The organism is Kribbella solani (assembly GCF_014205295.1).
Taxonomy (GTDB): Bacteria; Actinomycetota; Actinomycetes; order Propionibacteriales; family Kribbellaceae; genus Kribbella; species Kribbella solani.
Genome location: NZ_JACHNF010000001.1, coordinates 4,097,505 through 4,114,965 on the forward strand (window position 1 = coordinate 4,097,505; position 17,461 = coordinate 4,114,965).

The 17,461-nt window shown below is 66.3% G+C and carries 8 protein-coding genes; 1 reads left to right on the forward strand and 7 read right to left on the reverse strand.

Annotation, left to right across the window (positions count from 1 at the left end):
- Positions 1-30 precede the first annotated feature (30 nt).
- The 3 genes from HDA44_RS18630 to HDA44_RS18640 are packed head-to-tail and all read right to left on the reverse strand — an operon-like array spanning position 31 to position 6,869.
- Positions 31-3,228 carry an RHS repeat protein gene (locus HDA44_RS18630; protein ID WP_184836149.1) on the reverse strand — a complete coding sequence of 1,066 codons (3,198 nt, stop codon included), beginning with the start codon at positions 3,226-3,228 and terminating at the stop codon, positions 31-33.
- Positions 3,147-6,407 carry a DUF6531 domain-containing protein gene (locus tag HDA44_RS18635; RefSeq protein ID WP_184836150.1) on the reverse strand — a complete coding sequence of 1,087 codons (3,261 nt, stop codon included), beginning with the start codon at positions 6,405-6,407 and terminating at the stop codon, positions 3,147-3,149. Before HDA44_RS18635 ends, HDA44_RS18630 begins: the two co-directional genes overlap by 82 nt.
- A gap of 33 nt (positions 6,408-6,440) precedes the next feature.
- Complete coding sequence (locus HDA44_RS18640; protein ID WP_184836152.1) at positions 6,441-6,869, reverse strand: hypothetical protein; 429 nt, start codon at positions 6,867-6,869, stop codon at positions 6,441-6,443.
- A 703-nt stretch (positions 6,870-7,572) separates the two neighbouring features.
- Here HDA44_RS18640 and HDA44_RS18645 point away from each other — a divergent pair.
- Entirely contained in the window at positions 7,573-8,394 is an 822-nt protein-coding gene (locus tag HDA44_RS18645) for an undecaprenyl-diphosphate phosphatase (RefSeq protein WP_184836154.1), read from the forward strand.
- 56 nt (positions 8,395-8,450) lie between these two features.
- Here HDA44_RS18645 and HDA44_RS18650 read toward each other — a convergent pair whose 3' ends face one another.
- From HDA44_RS18650 to HDA44_RS18665, 4 genes are all read right to left on the reverse strand, one after another.
- The gene (locus HDA44_RS18650) at positions 8,451-9,410 is read right to left on the reverse strand and encodes a hypothetical protein (protein WP_184836156.1); all 960 of its coding nucleotides are present in this window, start codon (positions 9,408-9,410) and stop codon (positions 8,451-8,453) included.
- A 102-nt stretch (positions 9,411-9,512) separates the two neighbouring features.
- Positions 9,513-15,344: a DUF7507 domain-containing protein gene (locus HDA44_RS18655; protein WP_184836158.1), complete on the reverse strand. Its 5,832-nt coding sequence runs from the start codon at positions 15,342-15,344 to the stop codon at positions 9,513-9,515.
- Positions 15,345-15,468: 124 nt separating this feature from the next.
- Complete coding sequence (locus tag HDA44_RS18660) at positions 15,469-16,773, reverse strand: sensor histidine kinase (protein WP_184836159.1); 1,305 nt, start codon at positions 16,771-16,773, stop codon at positions 15,469-15,471.
- A 2-nt stretch (positions 16,774-16,775) separates the two neighbouring features.
- Positions 16,776-17,459: a response regulator transcription factor gene (locus HDA44_RS18665; protein WP_184836161.1), complete on the reverse strand. Its 684-nt coding sequence runs from the start codon at positions 17,457-17,459 to the stop codon at positions 16,776-16,778.
- Positions 17,460-17,461: the final 2 nt, after the last annotated feature.

The window sequence follows — 17,461 nt, forward strand, 5'->3', positions numbered from 1 at the left end:
GCGGCGTCGATCCGCTGCGTGAGCTGACCATCAGGGGTCGTAGCCCTGCGTCGACGTACCGGACGGGCCGTCGGCGCGCAGCAGCATGCCACGGTCGTTGTAGCTGTAGGTGTTGACACCATCCAGCGCACTTGAGGTAGCGAGCCGCCCGCCGAGGTCATAGGTCAGATTGCGGGCAGCAGTTGGAGCTTCCGCGTTGGCGCCGGTCTCAGACTGCAGCCGCCCGGCCGCGTCGAACACGCGCGTCCGAGTGACACCGCCCGGCGACAGCAGCGAAACCGCGTTCCCGGCCGCGTCGTACGACGCCGTCCAGGTCCGATCGGTCAGCGCGGGATGCGCCGTGGTCGACGGCTCGATCACCTTCTCCGGCAGACCCAAACTGTTCACGGTGTAGGCGGTCGAGTTGCCCCGCCCATCGGTGTACCGAGTCCGGTTGCCCGCCGCGTCGTACCCGTACGAGACGTTCACCTGGTCGCTCGCCGACACCGGATCGGTCTGCGTGAGCAGCCGGCCGAGCGCGTCATAGGTGTACGTCGACGCGCGATTCCCGGACGCCGGTGTCGACGAAACGAGATTGCCGTCCAGGTCGTACCCGAGCACGGTGGTGCCGAGGGCAACGTTCGACGAGTTCAAGGTCTTCGACGAAACCAGTTGCCCGGCCTTGTCGTACGTCGCGACGCTGCTGCGCCCCATCCCGTCCGACGACCGCACCTGACGCCCGGCGTAGTCGTAGCCCAACTGTGAAACGACGTTGTTCGGATCGGTCGACTTGGTCAACTGACCCAACGTGTCGTAGCTGCTCAACGCGACCGCACCCGACGGCGACTGCGCACTCACGACGTTGTCCATGTCGTCGTACGTCAGCCGCGTCACGAAGTTCCCCGCGGTCGGCTTCCGCTCCACAGACGTGGACGTGACCATCCGGTCCAGATCGTCGTAGGTGAACTTCTTCACCGCACCCAGCGGATCGGTCGTCGACTCCACGTCACCATTCGGCGTGTACGTGACCTTCGTGACCGCCCGCTCGTCATTCGTCTTGCCCGGTACGTCCACCTGCACCTGCTGATTCAGCTGGTCGTACGTAAACCGGGTCGCGTTGCCACGCTCATCGACCTGCTGCAACAGGTTCCCGACCGCGTCATAGCTGAAGCTCGTCTTGGGTGTCACCGCGCTACCGCCGGGCGGCGTGTAGGACGCCCCACTCACCTCAGCAGTCCGGCCGAGCTTGTCGAACACCGACTTCGTGACGTTGCCCAGGGCATCCTTCGAGGACGTCGCCTGCCCGAACGCGCCGTACCCGACCAGAGCGGTCGGCTGCGCATCGGTTGGTATACCACCGTCCTGCTCAGCCTTCACCTTCGGCGCGACCGTCTTGATCAACCGACCGAGTTCGTCATTCACGTACGCCGTGGTGAAGTCGGCCTTCACCGCACCGGACGCGTTCCCCCGCGGCGTCGTCATCGCGGTCGTCAGCCCACGCTGGTCGTACACCCACGAGGTGGTCAGGTTGCCCGCCGCGTTCTCCACCGTCTGCGACACCCGCCGTCCGGCCGCGTCGAACACATAGTTGGTCGCGTCAACGACCACGGCCGGCCCGGCGATATCGGCGTTCGACCAGTCGCCGGTGTTCTCCTGGCGGGTCACGTTCCCGGCCAGGTCATGCACGTACGTCGCTTTCCGCTTCAGCCCCGCCGGGTCACTCGTCTCGGTCCCGACCCGCCCCGCGACATCGATCGTGTACGCCGTCGTGGACTTGCCGTTGTCCGTGACCGCCTGAACCCGGTTCCCGGCCTTGTCGTAGGTGTTCGACTCCAGCACGTACGGCCGCGTCGACCCGTCCGGGTTGTGGAAACCCTCCAGTTTCTTCGTCTTGAGCGTGTCGTCCAGGTTGTAGTCGTACGTGACCAGCCGGCCCATCGCGTCGACCTCGGCCCGCTTCCGGCCGGCCAGGTCGTACTGCGTCTTCGACCGGACCGCATAGTCGATCCCCTCCCGCGGACCGTCCGTCGGCGGGTTGTTCGGATCGGCCGGGAGATTCAGGTCCCAGACTTCGGTCGGCATGTTCAGATCCGAGTACTTGTACTCGAACCGGTTCCCGTTCGCGTCCTCCGACCAGGTCCGGTTCCCGGCATCGTCGTACCCCTGCTGCGACTGCTTGCCGTCGGCATCGACCGTCGACGCCAGCCGGTTCCGGTCGTCGTACGTCAGCGTCGTGAGCCGCGGTTCGTCCGCCGTCTTCAGATCCCGTGCCGTCGTCTTCACCACGTTGCCGTCGGCGTCGTACTCCAGCTCGGCCTTCTGCTGATGCTGCTCACCGGTCACCGCGTCAGTCGTCACCGGACCGGTGATCGCCGTGACTCGCGACATCTTGTCGTAGTCGTACGTCGTGGTCACACCGTTCGGATAGGTGTCCGAGATCTGGGTCTCGGTCTTCTTCCGTCCGATCTCGTCGTAGGTGTACTTCGTCACCAGCCCCGACGGCACGGTTGTCTGCACGAGCCCACCGAACTGGTCGTACAAGTACTGCGTGACCGCCGACGTCGTCGCGTTCACCTTCACCGTCTCGGTCTTCAGCAACCCGGGCGGCATCGCCTTGCCGTCCGGCCCGGTCTGCACCCCGTCGGTGTACGAGTACGTCTTCAATCCACCGTCCGGACCGAACTCCGACGCCACATCCCCCGCAGCCGTGATGTTCCGGTACTTCTTGTACGTGTTGTCGGTCGGCCCCGACGAACGCCCGTCACGGAACTCCCACAACTTGTCCCACCGCGGATCGAGCGGCGGCCAGATCGTATTCGCGTGGTACGCGCTGTACTCGGTCCGGCAGTCGGTCCCACCAGCACCACGACACGTCTTCGTCGACGCCACGTTCCCACGAGCGTCGTAGGTCATGCTGACCTCGCCACCCATCTCACTGGTGACCTTCGTCAGCTGACCGGTCTTGTCGTGGGTGAAGCTGCGGATCGCATACCCGACGTCCGGCCAATGCGGTGTCGTGTCAGCAGTCCACGGCTTCTGCGTGTCCTCAGCGAGCGGCCGGCCAGTACGCAACAGCCAGCCGCCGAGCGCGTCGTACTCGTACATGTAGGACGTGTTGCCCGGACCGGTGACCTGAACATCGCGGACCAGGTCCTTGGAGTTGCCGATCAGTTCGGATGCGAGTACAGCGCCACCTCGTCGATCTGACCAGTGAAGTACTTGACCGACTGCGTCCCGTAGGACGGCCAAGCCGACGGCGCAGCCGCAACAGCTGCACCGATCTGGGTGACCGGGAACTGCTCGTGGTCCACCACGCTCTGCGTGATCGTCCCGATCGCCACGCCATCCAGGTACAGCGACTGCCGCGTGCCCAGTGAGCTCAGTACGACGTGGTGCCACTGGTTGTCGTTCACCAAGCCCGCTGACGTCATCGGCGCCGCCGCACCGTGCCAGAACTGACCACGCAGCTTGCCGTCCGCGCCGACGTACAGCACCGGCATGCCACCGGTCGTTGCCTTACCCCACGACTCCTTCTGGTACCCGATCAGTGGCTGACTCGTCGACCCGCTCGTCTTGAACCACAACTCGACTGCCTCGTCACGGCTGCGGGTGGAGATACCGTTCGGCAACTGGACCCGGCCCGCTCCGGCGAACGCAACTGACTTGTCCGCATTGCCTGCACCGGCCAACGGAGTGCTCTGCCCGTACTGGACGCCGGCGTACGTACCGAAGCCGTCGTCCAGCGCGATGTCCACCTCGTTGGTGGCGTTGGTGTCAGTGCCATCGTCGGACAACCGGAAGTACCCGTCCGGCTTGCTGTCCAGCACTGCGCTGCGATAGTGCGAGCCCGGCGCCGAACCGTACGTCGTGCACTTCTGCTCGCCGTTGCACGACTTGGTCAGCACGTCACCGGCGTACTCGTACGTCCACGTCAGCGCGGCCCCGCCGACCGGCTGGGTACTGACCGACGCGACGTGCTTGTTGTCAGCCGTCCAGGTGAACGACAGCTTCCGGCCCGCGCCGTCCAAACTCGCCGCGGACTCGAGCGTTCCGTCCGCGCGGTAGGTCAAGGCGAGGGGTTTGCCTTGAGTGGCATAGATCTTCGAGAGCCGCCCGGTGCCGGCCGCGAACTCGTACCTCGTACCTGGTGCGATCTGCAACGTCCACGGCCCGTTGGCGGAGGCGGCGGTCAGGACTGCTTTCGATCCACGCGGCGCGACGAACGTGCCATCAGAGTTCCGGCCGAACCGGACCTGCCTGCCGTCCGGATAGGTGACGAGAGCGTTCCCGTTGTCGTTGTTCTCAAGCACCAGCCGCATGTCGTAGCGGCTGGTCCAGCCCGCCCCGAACAAGCCGTCCCGGCGCGGATCAAGACTGTTGTAGGTCCGCGCGACGTTCAGCTCCGGACCCGCGACTGGCACCACGATGTCCAGCGCCGAGGCCGTGTAGTTCCCGACCGCCGGATCGTACGGCTTGTCCTGCGACTTTCCGTCATTGTTGGCGACATGCCCTGTGATGGCCGGCTGCGGCACGTCGGTGAACAACGCGATCTGTGGACCCGTCGAATGCGAACCGTCGTTGTCCTGAACGTAGATCTCCCACCGGTACTCACGGTTCCAGGCCAGCTTCCCGGCCGGCACGATCCACGTCTTCGACGAGGTGTAGTCACCACTGAAGAAGCACCCCACATGGGTGTCCTCGCCGACGACCTCACACAGCCGGAACGAGTACTTCAGCGTGTTCGCCGGCGCGTCCGGGTCGATCGCGGACGCCCACACCTGCGGCGTCAACGAGTACGCCTGCGCACCGTTCAGCGGCCAGACCTTCGACAGATCCACCACCGGTGGAACGTTCTGGATCGTGATCAACCGAGCCGCGGGCACCACGCCCCAGTCGGTGTACCAGCGATGCACGGTCGTATCTCGATGCACCATCGAGAACTCGAGCTGATAGTCGACGCCGGCGGCGCTACCAGGCAGGGGATTGACCGCGACGTCCAGATTGATCTTTCCGCCGTGCGGCACCGACGTGGTCACCGGGGTGTTCAGCACTGCCCAGTTCTGCAGCTTGCCACCCTTGTAGATCCGGTAACTCATGTAGTCGTTGCCCGGCTGCCAGGTGAACCCGCCAAGGTTCGTGATCGTCATCGGGAACTTGCCGGCCTTGTCCTGCGTGACATAGTCCGCCGGGTTCTGCTTCCGGAACGCGTACGACGCGTGGTACGGCGAGTGCGTCACCGCCAGCCGGGGTGGATTCGCGGTGTTGATGCCGGCCAGCTTCTTCCACGAGTACCGGTCCGAGCGCTGGTTCGCGAACAACGCGAACCCAAAGTTCGATCGCTGACCATCCACCAGGCTCTGCAGCCACGAGACACCGGCGGCGTTGAACGGCAGCGCGTCGTACATCGGCTGACAGGCCGTCGTCCCGGTGGAGTTCGACACGTAGCCGCGCGAGAAACTCTTCGCCGCGACCACCGACGGCGTTGTCTGCGGACCCGGATACTTCAAACTCGGCAAGGGTGTCGACTGCCACCCTTCCATCACCCCGTACACGTCGAGTGCACGTGACGAGCAGCTGTCGGCCTGGTAGTTGTACACCTCCAGCTGCGCGGCGACGATCGTGTCGTACCGGAACGCGTCCACCAGACTCGGGAACGACAACAACGAGGTGAACGCGTTCCACCCGGACGTTGACGAACAGTTCGTCGCGCCCGCCGCCGGACGGCAACCCACCTGTAGGTCGCTCGCGCCACTGATCGAACCGTTCACACCGGCGCTGACCGCGTAGTTCGGCTTCACGCGGTCGGTTGGAATCACTGTCGGGTCGATCCGCACCGGGAACACCCGCGCCGGATCATCCAGCCACGCACTGTCCGCCGTGACCTTCAACGCCTGCCGGCCGTCAACGGTCACCAACTCGTACGCGACCGCGTTCGACGTCGCGCGTACCTCGACCGTGTTCGAGTCCTCCATCGTGCCGGCCGGAATCCGGGCCCGCTCGGTACCGTGCTCGTCGGTCAGCACCACGTCCCGACCGACCAGGGAGGCGGTCAGATTGGCGCTCAGGTTCAGCGGGAACACGAACGAACGCGGCGCGGTCGCCGACTTGAGAACGATCGTCTCCTTGACGCCGCGCGGCTGCGATTCCAGCTCCAGATCGGAGCCCGGCAGGAACTCCGGGAAGATCACCTTGCTGCCGGCCGCCTGGCCCGGCACGGCCACGGCGCCGGACACACCCCAACCTACGGTGTGCCCGTCACCCAGCTCGACGGCCGCCACCGGAACCCCGTCCGCCTGCGCCGCGATCCAGGAATAGATCTCCGTCGAGATCGTCTCCCAGCCACCGCCCTCGCGCGGCTGCAGATTCGCGTTGATCTCGGCCCACGAACCATCAGGCTTCTGGAAGTTCAGCGGTGCGGGCGACAGCACGCTCGTCTCACTGCCGTCGGCGTTCACAAACGTTTACGAGAACCGATCGCGCTTCTCCGGCAGTTCCCGGCTCGACTGCTTGTCGAAGCCCTTCACCTGCGCCTGCTTCGACGGTGTCGCCTTCACGGCCTTCGGCGCGGGCTGTTCCGCCGCGGCATCCACCGGCTTCGCGGCCGTGACCGGAAACCTCGATCGCAACGACGGCGGCCGCACCTGGTTCTGCCCAGCCGGAAGCGGTGCGGGCAACTTGCCCGCACCGAGTCGCTGGGCCGGCGCCTTCGTCTCCCCCTTGCCTGACATCGCCGCCGGCGGCACCGGTGGATCAGCCGCCGCGGCCGGCGCGACAGGCAATGCCGGACCGAGGCCGAGTAGCGGAACAGCCAACGCGACCAGAATCGCGGTGAGCCTCGCAGCTCGAAGCCGGCGACGGCGGGCACGGGAAGACAACCTGGACTTGGGCATGACGAGATCCCCCTGGGCGTGGATGACCTGAATCAGGACCCTGGGGTCCCCCGACCCCGCCAGCGCCGTTTCCGACCCTATTCGCTGAGGTCCCGCAGAGCCAGGAAGAGGCAGGTTCCTGCAAATCTTCGAAGATCTGTAACGCTGCGGATGCGTGCCGGGACTTAGGAGGGTGTCCTGCGGATTTGGTCCAGCGGCGTTCGGGTGAGTTCCGCGTTGCCGGGATCATCGCGTTGCAGGCCAGCGGGTTGTGCCCCCACCAGCATCGGCTCATTTGAGTGGTTAACCTGCGAGTTTGCCCGTTCACAGGGCGGACGCCGCTTGCGAAGGGGCATATCTGCGGGTTAACCACTCAAATGGTCACCGCCACAACCTCCCAGTCGTCACACACCAGCACCAGCACCAGCACCAGCACCAGCACAACCCCGAAGATGTGCAACAACCAGCTGAGGTCAGGGGCCGAAAATGCGCGGGGTTCTCAAAGTGCGGTCGTCGTACGCTCCGGCCACGGCTGCGGGAACGCCGGTTCGGGAGAGGCGGTAGCCCACCATCGCGCCTGGGTTCTCCACCCGCCTTGAGGGTTCTCTACTGGCATGCGGGTGGAGAACCCACAACACCGGTGGATAACCACTCGCGTTGGGGGGTGGTGGTGGCTGGACCGGTAGGCTCGGCGAGTTCTGTGGGTCTATTGCAAGGGTGATTGATGAGTTGGGTTTCGGCTGTGGTGCTGGGGATCGTGCAGGGGCTGACGGAGTTTTTGCCGGTTTCTTCTTCGGCTCATCAGCGGGTGGTCGCGGCGCTGGCCGGGTGGGACGATCCGGGGGCGGCGTTCACGGCGGTGACGCAGTTGGGGACCGAGGCCGCGGTGCTGATCTACTTTCGGCGGGACATCGCGCGGATCGTCGTGGCCTGGGTTCGGTCGTTGACGGATCGGTCGCGGCGGAGTGATCCGGACGCGCGGCTGGGGTGGTACGTGATCCTGGGGACGATTCCGATCGCGGTGCTGGGACTGTTGCTGCAGGATCAGATCGAGACCGCGTTCCGGGATCTGCGAGTGGTAGCGGCGACGCTGATCGGGTTCGGGATCGTACTCGGGATCGCGGACCGGATCGGTGCCGACGAGCGGCCGTTGACGCGGCTGACGACGGGGCATGCGATCGGGTACGGGTTCGCGCAGGCGCTGGCGCTGATTCCAGGCGTATCGCGCTCCGGCGGCACGATCACGGCCGGACTGTTGCTCGGGTACCGGCGGGAGGCCGCCGCGCGGTACTCGTTCCTGCTCGCGATCCCGGCCGTACTGGCTTCAGGGCTGCTGGAAGTACGGAAGATCGGCAGCGGTGAAGACCATGCCGAATGGGGGCCGACGTTGCTCGCGACCGGGATCGCGTTCGTGGTCGGGTACGTGGCGATCGCGTGGTTCCTGAAGTACATCACCACGCACCGGTTCACCGGTTTCGTGATCTACCGGATCGGCCTCGGCGTGGTCATCCTCGCCCTGGTCGGTACGGGCGCGCTAGCACCCTAAAAGAACCGGGGACACCGCCGGAATGGCAGTGTCCCCGGAACAGGGTTTGCTGAGTACTACTCGCCGACCAGCTGGTCGTAGTGCGTGGTGAGCGACACGTGGCTGACGCCGGTGAAGACGACGCCCGGGATCTTGCCGTACGACGTGATCGCGGTCTTGCTGCCGTTCGCCTTGCTCATCGCGAACTGGTAGCCGGCCTTGGTGTCGTGGTCGACGGCGACGATCAGCGAGCCGCCGCGGGTGCCGCAGCCCTGGACGACCAGGGACTCGTACGCGGACCAGCCGGACGAGCGGATCAGCTTCAGCACCGGCTTGGCACCGGCCGCGACCGGGATGTGCACGGTGTACAGCGCGCCCGCGTTGGTCGTCATCAGCAGCGTGTCGTACGTTGCCGTCTCGCTGACCACGGTCATCGCCTTGAAGCCGCGGAAGCCCGGGAGCGGGCCGAGCGCCTTGAAGCCGGCGCCGGCGATCGCGTACCGGTAGAGGCTGCCGTTGGTGTTCAGGCCGTACAGGTACTGGTGCCGCGGCCCGGCGACGCTGTAGTTCGACGTCGCGATGGACTTGAAGCTGCTCCAGCCCGAACCGACCTTCTTGAAGGTCGGCCGCGGCGAGGCGGTCTCGTCGGCCGGCAGGTACGTCGTGTGCCGGTACAGGTTGGCACCCTGCAGCAGCAGGCCGTAGTAGTAGAACTGCGTACCAGCGGCGTTCACCGCGCCGTACCAGGTCGCGTTCGCGCGGGAGCCGACGAAGTTGTACGGCTCCAGGGCCTCCGCCTTCGGGGTCCGGCCGGGCAGGACGTAGATCTCCTGCATGGTGCCGGCCGCGGTCGGCACGCCGACGGCGCTCTCGCAGGGCTCGGCGGCGCTCGCCTTCGCCGAGTTCGGGTTGGCGGTCTTGGTCTCGAAGTACGGCTTGGGGCCGGTCTTGGCGTTGGCGGTGACCGGTACCGAGGCGGCCGCGGCGGCGAGCAGGCCGGCGCCGGCCAGAGCGAGCGCGAAGCGCTGCAGTTTCATAGGAGTTCCCCCTCCAGGAATTCTCTCAAATGCTTGAGATCGGGCGAACTCTAGCCGACACCACCGACAAAGGCGAAGCCGATTGCAGTTAGTTGCAATCTGTCAGGGCCGTGTACGCCGTGAGCTGGCTGCTGCGATTACTCCGATACCGGCCACGATCAGGGCGAGGGCGGCGAGCAGGATGCCGGGGCCGAACGAGCTACCGGTGTTGGGCAGTTCGCTGCCTGGCTTCTGTGGGACAGGTGGCGGAGTAGGTCGGCCAGGCTGCGGCGGTGTCACCCGTACAGTGACCGAGCTTGTGTTGTCGGACGGGTCCGGGTCCGGCGTGGTCGAGACGACCTTCGCACCGTTCGTTACCGACGTCCCCCGGTACGCAGTGTCGACCAGGACCTCCAACGAGACCTGCGCTGTCGTACCAGGATCAATCCGGCCAACCGCACAGGTCACCGTCTGCCCCTGCGCACTGCACTGCGCCGACTTGCTGATCAGCCGGAGTCCAGTAGCCAGCTGGTCCGTGACCGTCACACCGGTCGCGGATGACGGACCGGCGTTGTGTACGGCGATCACGTACCGCAGTGAGTGCCCAGCCACCACACTGGGCGCCGAGGCGGTCTTGCGAACACTCAGGTCCGCCGACTGCGTCGTACGGCCGGTAACTCGCGCCTCGTTGTTCCCAATCACAGGATCAGGTGTGGCCGAGCTGACCCGCCCGATGTTCTCCAGCGACCCACTGAACCCAGGAACCACAGTGGCCGTGATGGTGACAGTAATACTGGCGCCTTCGGTGAGCAGCGGCGTACTGCACTGCACGCTACCGGCCTCTGGTGAATCCGGCGCACCAGGAGCTACCGGCGGCAACAGGATGCACTTCACACCAGCAGACGCCGTACTGGTGACCTTGGTGAGACCCCGAGGCAGCTCGTCGATGACCTCCACCAGACGGGCGTCGGACGGGCCGTTGTTCTTCACCGTCAACAGGTACTTCACCGACTGTCCTGACACCGGTGCGGTCGGTGACATGGTCTTGGTGATCGCCAGGTCCGCCAGCGCGGTCACTGGCGACACCACTGTGTCCGTGTTGTTGTCGGTGTTCGGATCGGGAGTAGGCGACGTCGCAGTCGCGCTGTTCGTCAGACTGGCTCCGTCGTACCCGGCGTGCAGCCGCACGTTGAGCTGGACGACCACCTGTCCGATCGGCAAGTCACCTAGCTCGCAGCGCACCGTCCGGCCGTCGATCGTGCAGCCCCTGCTGGCCGACGTGACAGTCAGCCCAACAGGCACGGTGTCGGTCACCACCACGGCACGTGCTGTCGACGGACCGGCGTTGGTGACCACGATCGTGTAGTCGAACGCACTGCCCGGCGTCACTCCGGACGGATCGGAGCTCTTGACGACACTGAGGTCCGCCCGCGTCTCGACCGGGATGGTCACGGTGGAGCTGTTGTTGCTGTCATCCGGGTCGGGTACGGGTGAAGTGGCCGTCGCGGTGTTCGCCAACGTCTTCCCGGTGTACGCGGTGTCGAGCGCGGCTGTGATGACAACAGTCGCAGTCTTTCCGGCCGCGATCGTTCCGAGCGCACAACCCACTGTCTGACCAGCCGGTGTACAGGTGCCCTGGCTGGGGTCTGCCTGTACCAGCGTGAGTCCAGCAGGCAGGGTGTCGTTCGCAACGACAGCTGTTGCGTCTGACGGCCCGTGGTTGACCACAGTGAGCCGGTAGGTCACTCCACCACCGGCAACGGCCGATGGCTCGTCGCTGGTCTTGATGACCTCTACATCGGCTGCCCGCTCGACTTCTGTCGTGACCCGGTCCTCGTTGTTCGACGGATCAGGGTCAGGCGTCGTACTGGTCACCGAACCGGCATTAGTGATCGGGGCTGTCTGTGACGTCGCGACGGCCACCCGGATCACGACTACCGCAGGTGCGCCAGCGTCCACTGCACCGAGCTCACAGGTCACCTTGGAACCAGCAGTAGTGCAGGTGCCGTCCGCACTGGTTGCCTCCAGCACCGACAGCCCAGCCGGAACAGCGTCGGATACCGACACCTGCTGCGCAGCCGACGGGCCGGCGTTGTGAACGGTCAGTGTGTACACGGCGTCGCCGCCTGCGATCAGCGGTGATGGCTTGACCGACTTGACCATCGACAGGTCAGCCGACGTCGACAGCTTGGTCTCCGCCGAGTCACTGTTGTTGCCGTCGTTCGGGTCGGGCGTCTGCGAACTCACTGCCGCCTTGTTCACCAGTGTCCCGGCGGCCTGGTCCGGGGAGACCTTGACCACCACAGTGACCGTTGCGTCGTCACCAGGTGCCATCCGGCCGACAGGGCAGCTGACAACCGGTTCGGACACCGCCGGGTTCTGTGTGCAGTCGCCGCCCGGACCGGTCCCGCGTACGAACGTCGTACCCGCTGGAAGCCTGTCTGTGACTACTGCACCGACCGCGTCCGACGGACCGGCGTTGTGGACAGCCAGTGTGTACGTCAACTCGTTGCCGGCGAGACCGGTTGCCGGAGCGGTCTTCTTGACCGACAGATCGGCCTCCGCCTCGACCAGCGGCGTGGTAGTCGAGGTGTTGTCGGAGGTGGTCGGGTCCTCGGGTGTCTCCGAGGTAACTGTCGCGGTGTTGACCAGCTCACCCGGTTTGGTCGACGGAGCAACTGTTCCGTTCACCGTGACGACGTAGCTGTCTCCGGCAGCCAGCGTGGCAGCCAGACAACGCACTCGCTGGCCAACGACCGTGCAGGTCGCGCCACCGGTCGCACTGGCCGACAGACCGGTCACTGCATCCGGTACCTCGTCCACGACGCTGACGGCCTGTGCATCCGACGGGCCGTTGTTGCGGACGGTCAACCGGTACGTGATCGCCTTGCCGGCAATCACCGGGTCCGGAGAGGCGGTTTTGACGACGGAGATGTTCGCCTGCGCGCCGGTCAGCACCGTGTACGTCGCCGTGTTGTTGTCCTTGACCGGGTCGGGTGTGGGCGACGAAACGGTCGCGGTGTTCTTCAGCTCGTTCGGCGGCGCGCCGGACGGTACGTTCGCGACTACTGTGATTGTCACGGTGTCGCCCGGGGCGACCGTGCCGGCCGCACAGGTGACCGTTCCATTCGCCTCAGTGCAGCTGCCGCTGGAGCTCTTGGCCGACACGTACTGCAGTGGAGCCGGCACCGGGTCAGTCACCTTGACGGACTGCGCCGCGGACGGGCCGTTGTTCGTCACAGTCAGCGTGTACGTGAGCGGATGACCTGCTTGTACCGGCACGGGCTGGGCGGTCTTCACGATTGCCAGGTCCGCGCTGGTCTTCACCTCGTCAGTGGTCTTTCCGGTGTTGTTGCTGGTGTCCGGGTCCGGTGTCGAGCTGTCCGCGGTCGCCGAGTTGGTCAGCTCACCCAGCGCCTTGGGCGAGACAACCGCATTCACCGTCACGACAGCGGTCGACCCGGTGGTCAGATCGCCCAGCGCACACTTGACCTGACCAGAGCTCACCGTGCACGAACCTGCCGGGCTATCCACGGTGACGTCGCTCAGAGCCGCCGGTACGAGGTCGGACAACTGCACTGCCTTCGCATCCGACGGCCCGGCGTTCCGTACCTTGATCTGGTACGTGATCGGCTCCCCAGCAACCACCGGCTTGGTCAGCGTCTCCTTGCTGACAACCAGGTCTGCCTTGGCCGCACCAGGTGTAACCGTCGAAGTACCCGTGTTGTTGGACTCGTCCGGATCAGGGGTATCACTGACGACCTTGGCCGTGTTGGTCAGCGCACCGCCCGTGTAGCCCGAGTCCAGCGTCGCAGCAATCCGCACCGCCACACTGGAGCCAGCGGCAAGCCGGGGCAGCGTACAGCTGACGTCCTGCCCAGCCGTCGTACATGCGGCCGCGGACTGCACGCCGGTGATCGCGAACCCGACCGGGACCGAGTCAGCGATCCGCACCTGCTCAGCGTCGGACGGTCCGTTGTTCCGGGCAGTCAGCGTGAAGACCACTGGCTCACCCGGTGCGGGATGCGTCGGCGCGGCAGTCTTCGTCAGTACGAGATCCGCCGTACGCGTCACGTCCGTGGTAACCGAGGACGTGTTGTTGGACGGGTCCGGATCGGACGTAGACGTAGTCACTGTCGCAACGTTGGTCAGACTGGTCGCGGTACTCGCCGCAGCGACCTTGACCACCACCGTGATCGTGGCAGTTGCACCATTGGCGAGCGTGCCGAGTGAACACGTGGTGGATTTGCACGTGCCCTGAGTGGGCTTCGCGGACACCAGCTGCACGCCATCCGGCAGGGTGTCCGTGACCTCCACGTCCTGCGCGGGACTCGGACCGTTGTTACGGGCAACCAGCGTGTACGTGAGCTCACCGCCCGCGGACACCGGATCGGGCTTGGCCGTCTTGGTGATCGACACGTCGGCCTCGGCCGCAACCGGTGTGTGCACCTCATCGGTCTGGTACGTGTACTGCTTGTTCAGCGTCTCAGCCGTGTAGTCGAGCAGACCGGTGTTCACCAGGGTCGTACCGGCCGCGGACTTGTCCACCGTGACGCGGAACCGGACCGTACTGCTCTGGTCCTTCGTCAGCCGTCCACCAACAGTGCCGTTCGCCCCAGTGCCTATTCGGAACCGGACAGTGCGTGAGCTGCCGACGTACTCCGCCTGGTCGTCACCAGCTCCGTCGGTCTTGTTACCAGCTCCAGCACCAGCAACAACACTGAGCGAGCCAGGTACGTATGTCGTGTTGGCCGGCAGCTGGTCACGCACGGTCGACCGGAGTGCGTCGTCATCACCTGTGTTGCTGTAGCTCAGCGTGTACTCGAGCGTGTCGCCCGTCTTGGCCGGACTGTTGCCGGACAGGTTGCGCACTGTCTTCGTACCGACGATGGTCGGCGCATACAGATCGATCTGCGTGGTCAAAGCGGCCGGGTAGTACACGTCGCCCGTACTGGCGAAGGTCAGCTCAGCACTGGTCGAGTTGTTCGGCAGGATGCCGGCAGCGTTCACCACCTTGGCATCGACACCCAGGTTGTTCAGGCTGGCCGGAGTCCGGTTCGTCAGGTTGGCGCCGCCGTCGGTGATCCGGCTGCCGTAGAAGTTGGCCGACGGATTCTCCGCATCCGCCAGCCGGGTGCCGTTCACCGCGAAGTAGTCGCCACTGATCCCAGCGTCGCCCTCGTACGTGACGCTGCCGAACCGGGCGTTCACTGCGCCACTGGGCGGCGCCAGGAAGCCGGAGATCGTGGTCCGCTCCGGCTGACCGCTGCTGACGCTGGCGTACCCGTTGAACACACTCAGGTCGCGTAGCGGCTCGTCAGCTTGCTGGTAGGCGATCACCAGGCTCCAGCCCGCGTACCGGTCGGCGCCCGTACCAGTAGCCACGTCGGCGCCCCAGTACTCGCCGTTGCCACCCGCCTGCACAAGTGCAGTCACATCCAGGTACGAGGAGTAGTCCTTCTTGGTGGTGTTGTTCAGGTAGTCCGTCTGGCTGGCAGTAACAGTCTGGTACGCCGACTGTCCCGGGAGGCGGAAGCGCATCGTCTTGCCGTCCTCGGTGGTCGCGGTACCGCCCCGGCCGGCGCCGCGCGCCGCACCCCAGAACAGACCCGCGTACAGCACGTGCGCACCCGACGGCAGCGCCACTGAGGCACCGGATGAGGACTCGGTGGACGGATCGGAGTCGGTGTCCAGCCGCTCCATCGTCCAGTCGTTGTTGTTCGCCCGCGAACTGCCACCGGCCAGCGTCGCGCGGCAGGCCGCTGAACCGTCGCAGGTCAGCAGGCTGTTGCCGGTGATCCGGATCGCACCGTTGGTCTGGCCACCGAACACTTTCCCGAAGTCGCGTACGGACGCGGCCTGAGCGGTTGCCGGGAGCACCAACCCGGACAAAAGCACGAGCAGCAGCGCAAGAGCGAGACGTAGTACCCGGGCAGACGAAACACCTGCGGCCATCCGAAAGTCCCCGTTTCTGTCAGCGTCGCCAGCCAGGCATACCACAGAAAGGACTTCAGAGTAACCAAATGACTACAGCGTGTTGCAAGCTTTTGTTGCCATTGGCATGTACTGGTGCAGGCCGCTACTGGCTCGCGAGCGTCAGTGAGACCTCGTTGGCCTGAATCGTCAGCGCGCCCCCGGCGGCCTCGGCGCAGCGTCGCGCGATGTCCAGGCCGAGGCCGGTGGACCCACGGTCGCTGCGGCCGCGTTCCCCCGCGCCGAGCGGGATGCCGGGCCCCTTGTCGGCAACCGTGATCCGCACCCCCGGCGACGTCCGGGAAAGCGTGATCCTGGCCGGTGTTCCGTCCGGAGTGTGCGCGACGACGTTCTCCACCAGCGCGTCCAGCGCGGCGCCGAGGTCCTCCGCCGACGCCCGCACCATCGCCGGCGGCGCCGGCAGGTCGAGCGCCAGCTCGCGGCCCTGATCCTCGAACAGCGGCTCCCAGAACGCGGCCCGTTGCCGCGTCACCTCGACCGCGTCACAATGCGGCACCCGGCCCTCCCGCTGCGGGCGCCGGGCCGCGCTGATCACCGCGGTGAGCGTCCGCTCCAGGCTCGTGACCTGCGTGTTCAGCTCCTCCGCGCTCTCCCGGTCGCCCATCGCCTCGACCTGCAGCCGAAGCGCGGTCAACGGCGTACGCAGCCGGTGCGACAGGTCCGCGACCGCCTCGCGCTCGACCGCGATCACCTCGTCGATCCGGTCCGCGAGCCCGTTCAGCGCGGAACCGACCTTCGCGACCTCGGCCGGGCCGGTCGTCGGGGCGCGGGCATTCATGTCACCGCGGGCGAGCCGTTCCGCCGTACCCGCCGTCTCCTCCAGCGGGCGCGCCAGCCGGCGGGAGACCAGTTCGGCGCCGGCGATGCTGAGCAGCAGCACGACCAGGCTGCCGCCGATCAGGATCAGCAGGCGCGGGGCCACACCGGCGTACAGCTCATCGCTGGTGAGGTAGAGGCACACCGACGCGGGGCCGCTCGCCGTACCGACCCCGACGTCGACCGCGAGACCACCGCTGACGTCGCGGTAGTTGGCGTCCCCAACCTTCGGCGGTCCCTTCTCGTGGTCGCCGTCACCGTCGCCATAGCCGTTCGGGACCTGCTGCGGCGCCGGTACGCCACCCGGCGGCGGACTGCCGAGCGTCGACCCATCGGGCATCCGGACCGAAATCTTGCCCGGCCCATCACTCAGACCATTGATGTACGCGGTGATGTCGGCGGCCGTATGACCCCGGTCGCCGACGTAGTACGCGACACTCTCGGCCCGGTACCGCGCCTTGTCCTTCGACTCGTTGGCCGTCGTCGAGCGCAGCAGGATCACCAGCGGTACGGCGAACGCGAGCACCACCAGCGTGGTCATGCCGACCGAGAGCAGCAGGATCCGGCGGCGCATGGTCAGCCGTCCGCCGACAGTTTGATCCCGACGCCGCGCACGCTGTGTACGAAGCGCGGCTCGGCGGCCGTCTCACCGAGCTTGCGCCGCAGCCAGGACAGATGGACGTCGACCGTACGGTCCCCGCCGCCCCACGGCAGGCCCCACACCTCCGCGAGCAGCTCGCGCTTCGTCACCACCGCGCCGGGGCGTCGCGACAACGCCAGCAGCAGATCGAACTCCTTACGGGACAGATCCACCGCGGCACCGTCCACCGTCACTTCCCGGCTGCGCGGATCGATCCGCAGGCCGCCGATCTCAACGGTCGAATCACCTTGCTGGTCCTGGCCGAGACGGCGCAGTACGGCGCGGATGCGGGCGTCCATCTGGGCGGCACTGAACGGTTTGATCACGTAGTCGTCCGCGCCGGCGTCGAGCAGCCGTACCACGCTGGCATCGTCGTCACGGGCGGTCGCGACGATCACCGGCACGTCACTCACCGCGCGCACCATCGCCAGTACGTCCCGGCCGTCGAGATCCGGCAGGCCGAGGTCGAGCAGCAGCACCTCGGGCCGCTCCCGCGCGACCGCCGCCACCCCGTCGGCGCCCGCGCCCACCGCCGACACGACATGACCGGCCGCCGTCAGGGACTTCCCCAGCGACAAACGGATCGCGTCATCGTCCTCGATCAGCAGCACGCGCGCCATGT

Excerpts from the sequence above, each read along its gene's own strand:
- HDA44_RS18640 (WP_184836152.1), bottom strand. The coding sequence starts at position 6,869 with ATGCCCAAGTCCAGGTTGTCTTCCCGTGCCCGCCGTCGCCGGCTTCGA.
- HDA44_RS18645 (WP_184836154.1), top strand. The coding sequence starts at position 7,573 with ATGAGTTGGGTTTCGGCTGTGGTGCTGGGGATCGTGCAGGGGCTGACG.
- HDA44_RS18650 (WP_184836156.1), bottom strand. The coding sequence starts at position 9,410 with ATGAAACTGCAGCGCTTCGCGCTCGCTCTGGCCGGCGCCGGCCTGCTC.
- HDA44_RS18655 (WP_184836158.1), bottom strand. The coding sequence starts at position 15,344 with ATGGCCGCAGGTGTTTCGTCTGCCCGGGTACTACGTCTCGCTCTTGCG.
- HDA44_RS18660 (WP_184836159.1), bottom strand. The coding sequence starts at position 16,773 with ATGCGCCGCCGGATCCTGCTGCTCTCGGTCGGCATGACCACGCTGGTG.
- HDA44_RS18665 (WP_184836161.1), bottom strand. The coding sequence starts at position 17,459 with ATGGCGCGCGTGCTGCTGATCGAGGACGATGACGCGATCCGTTTGTCG.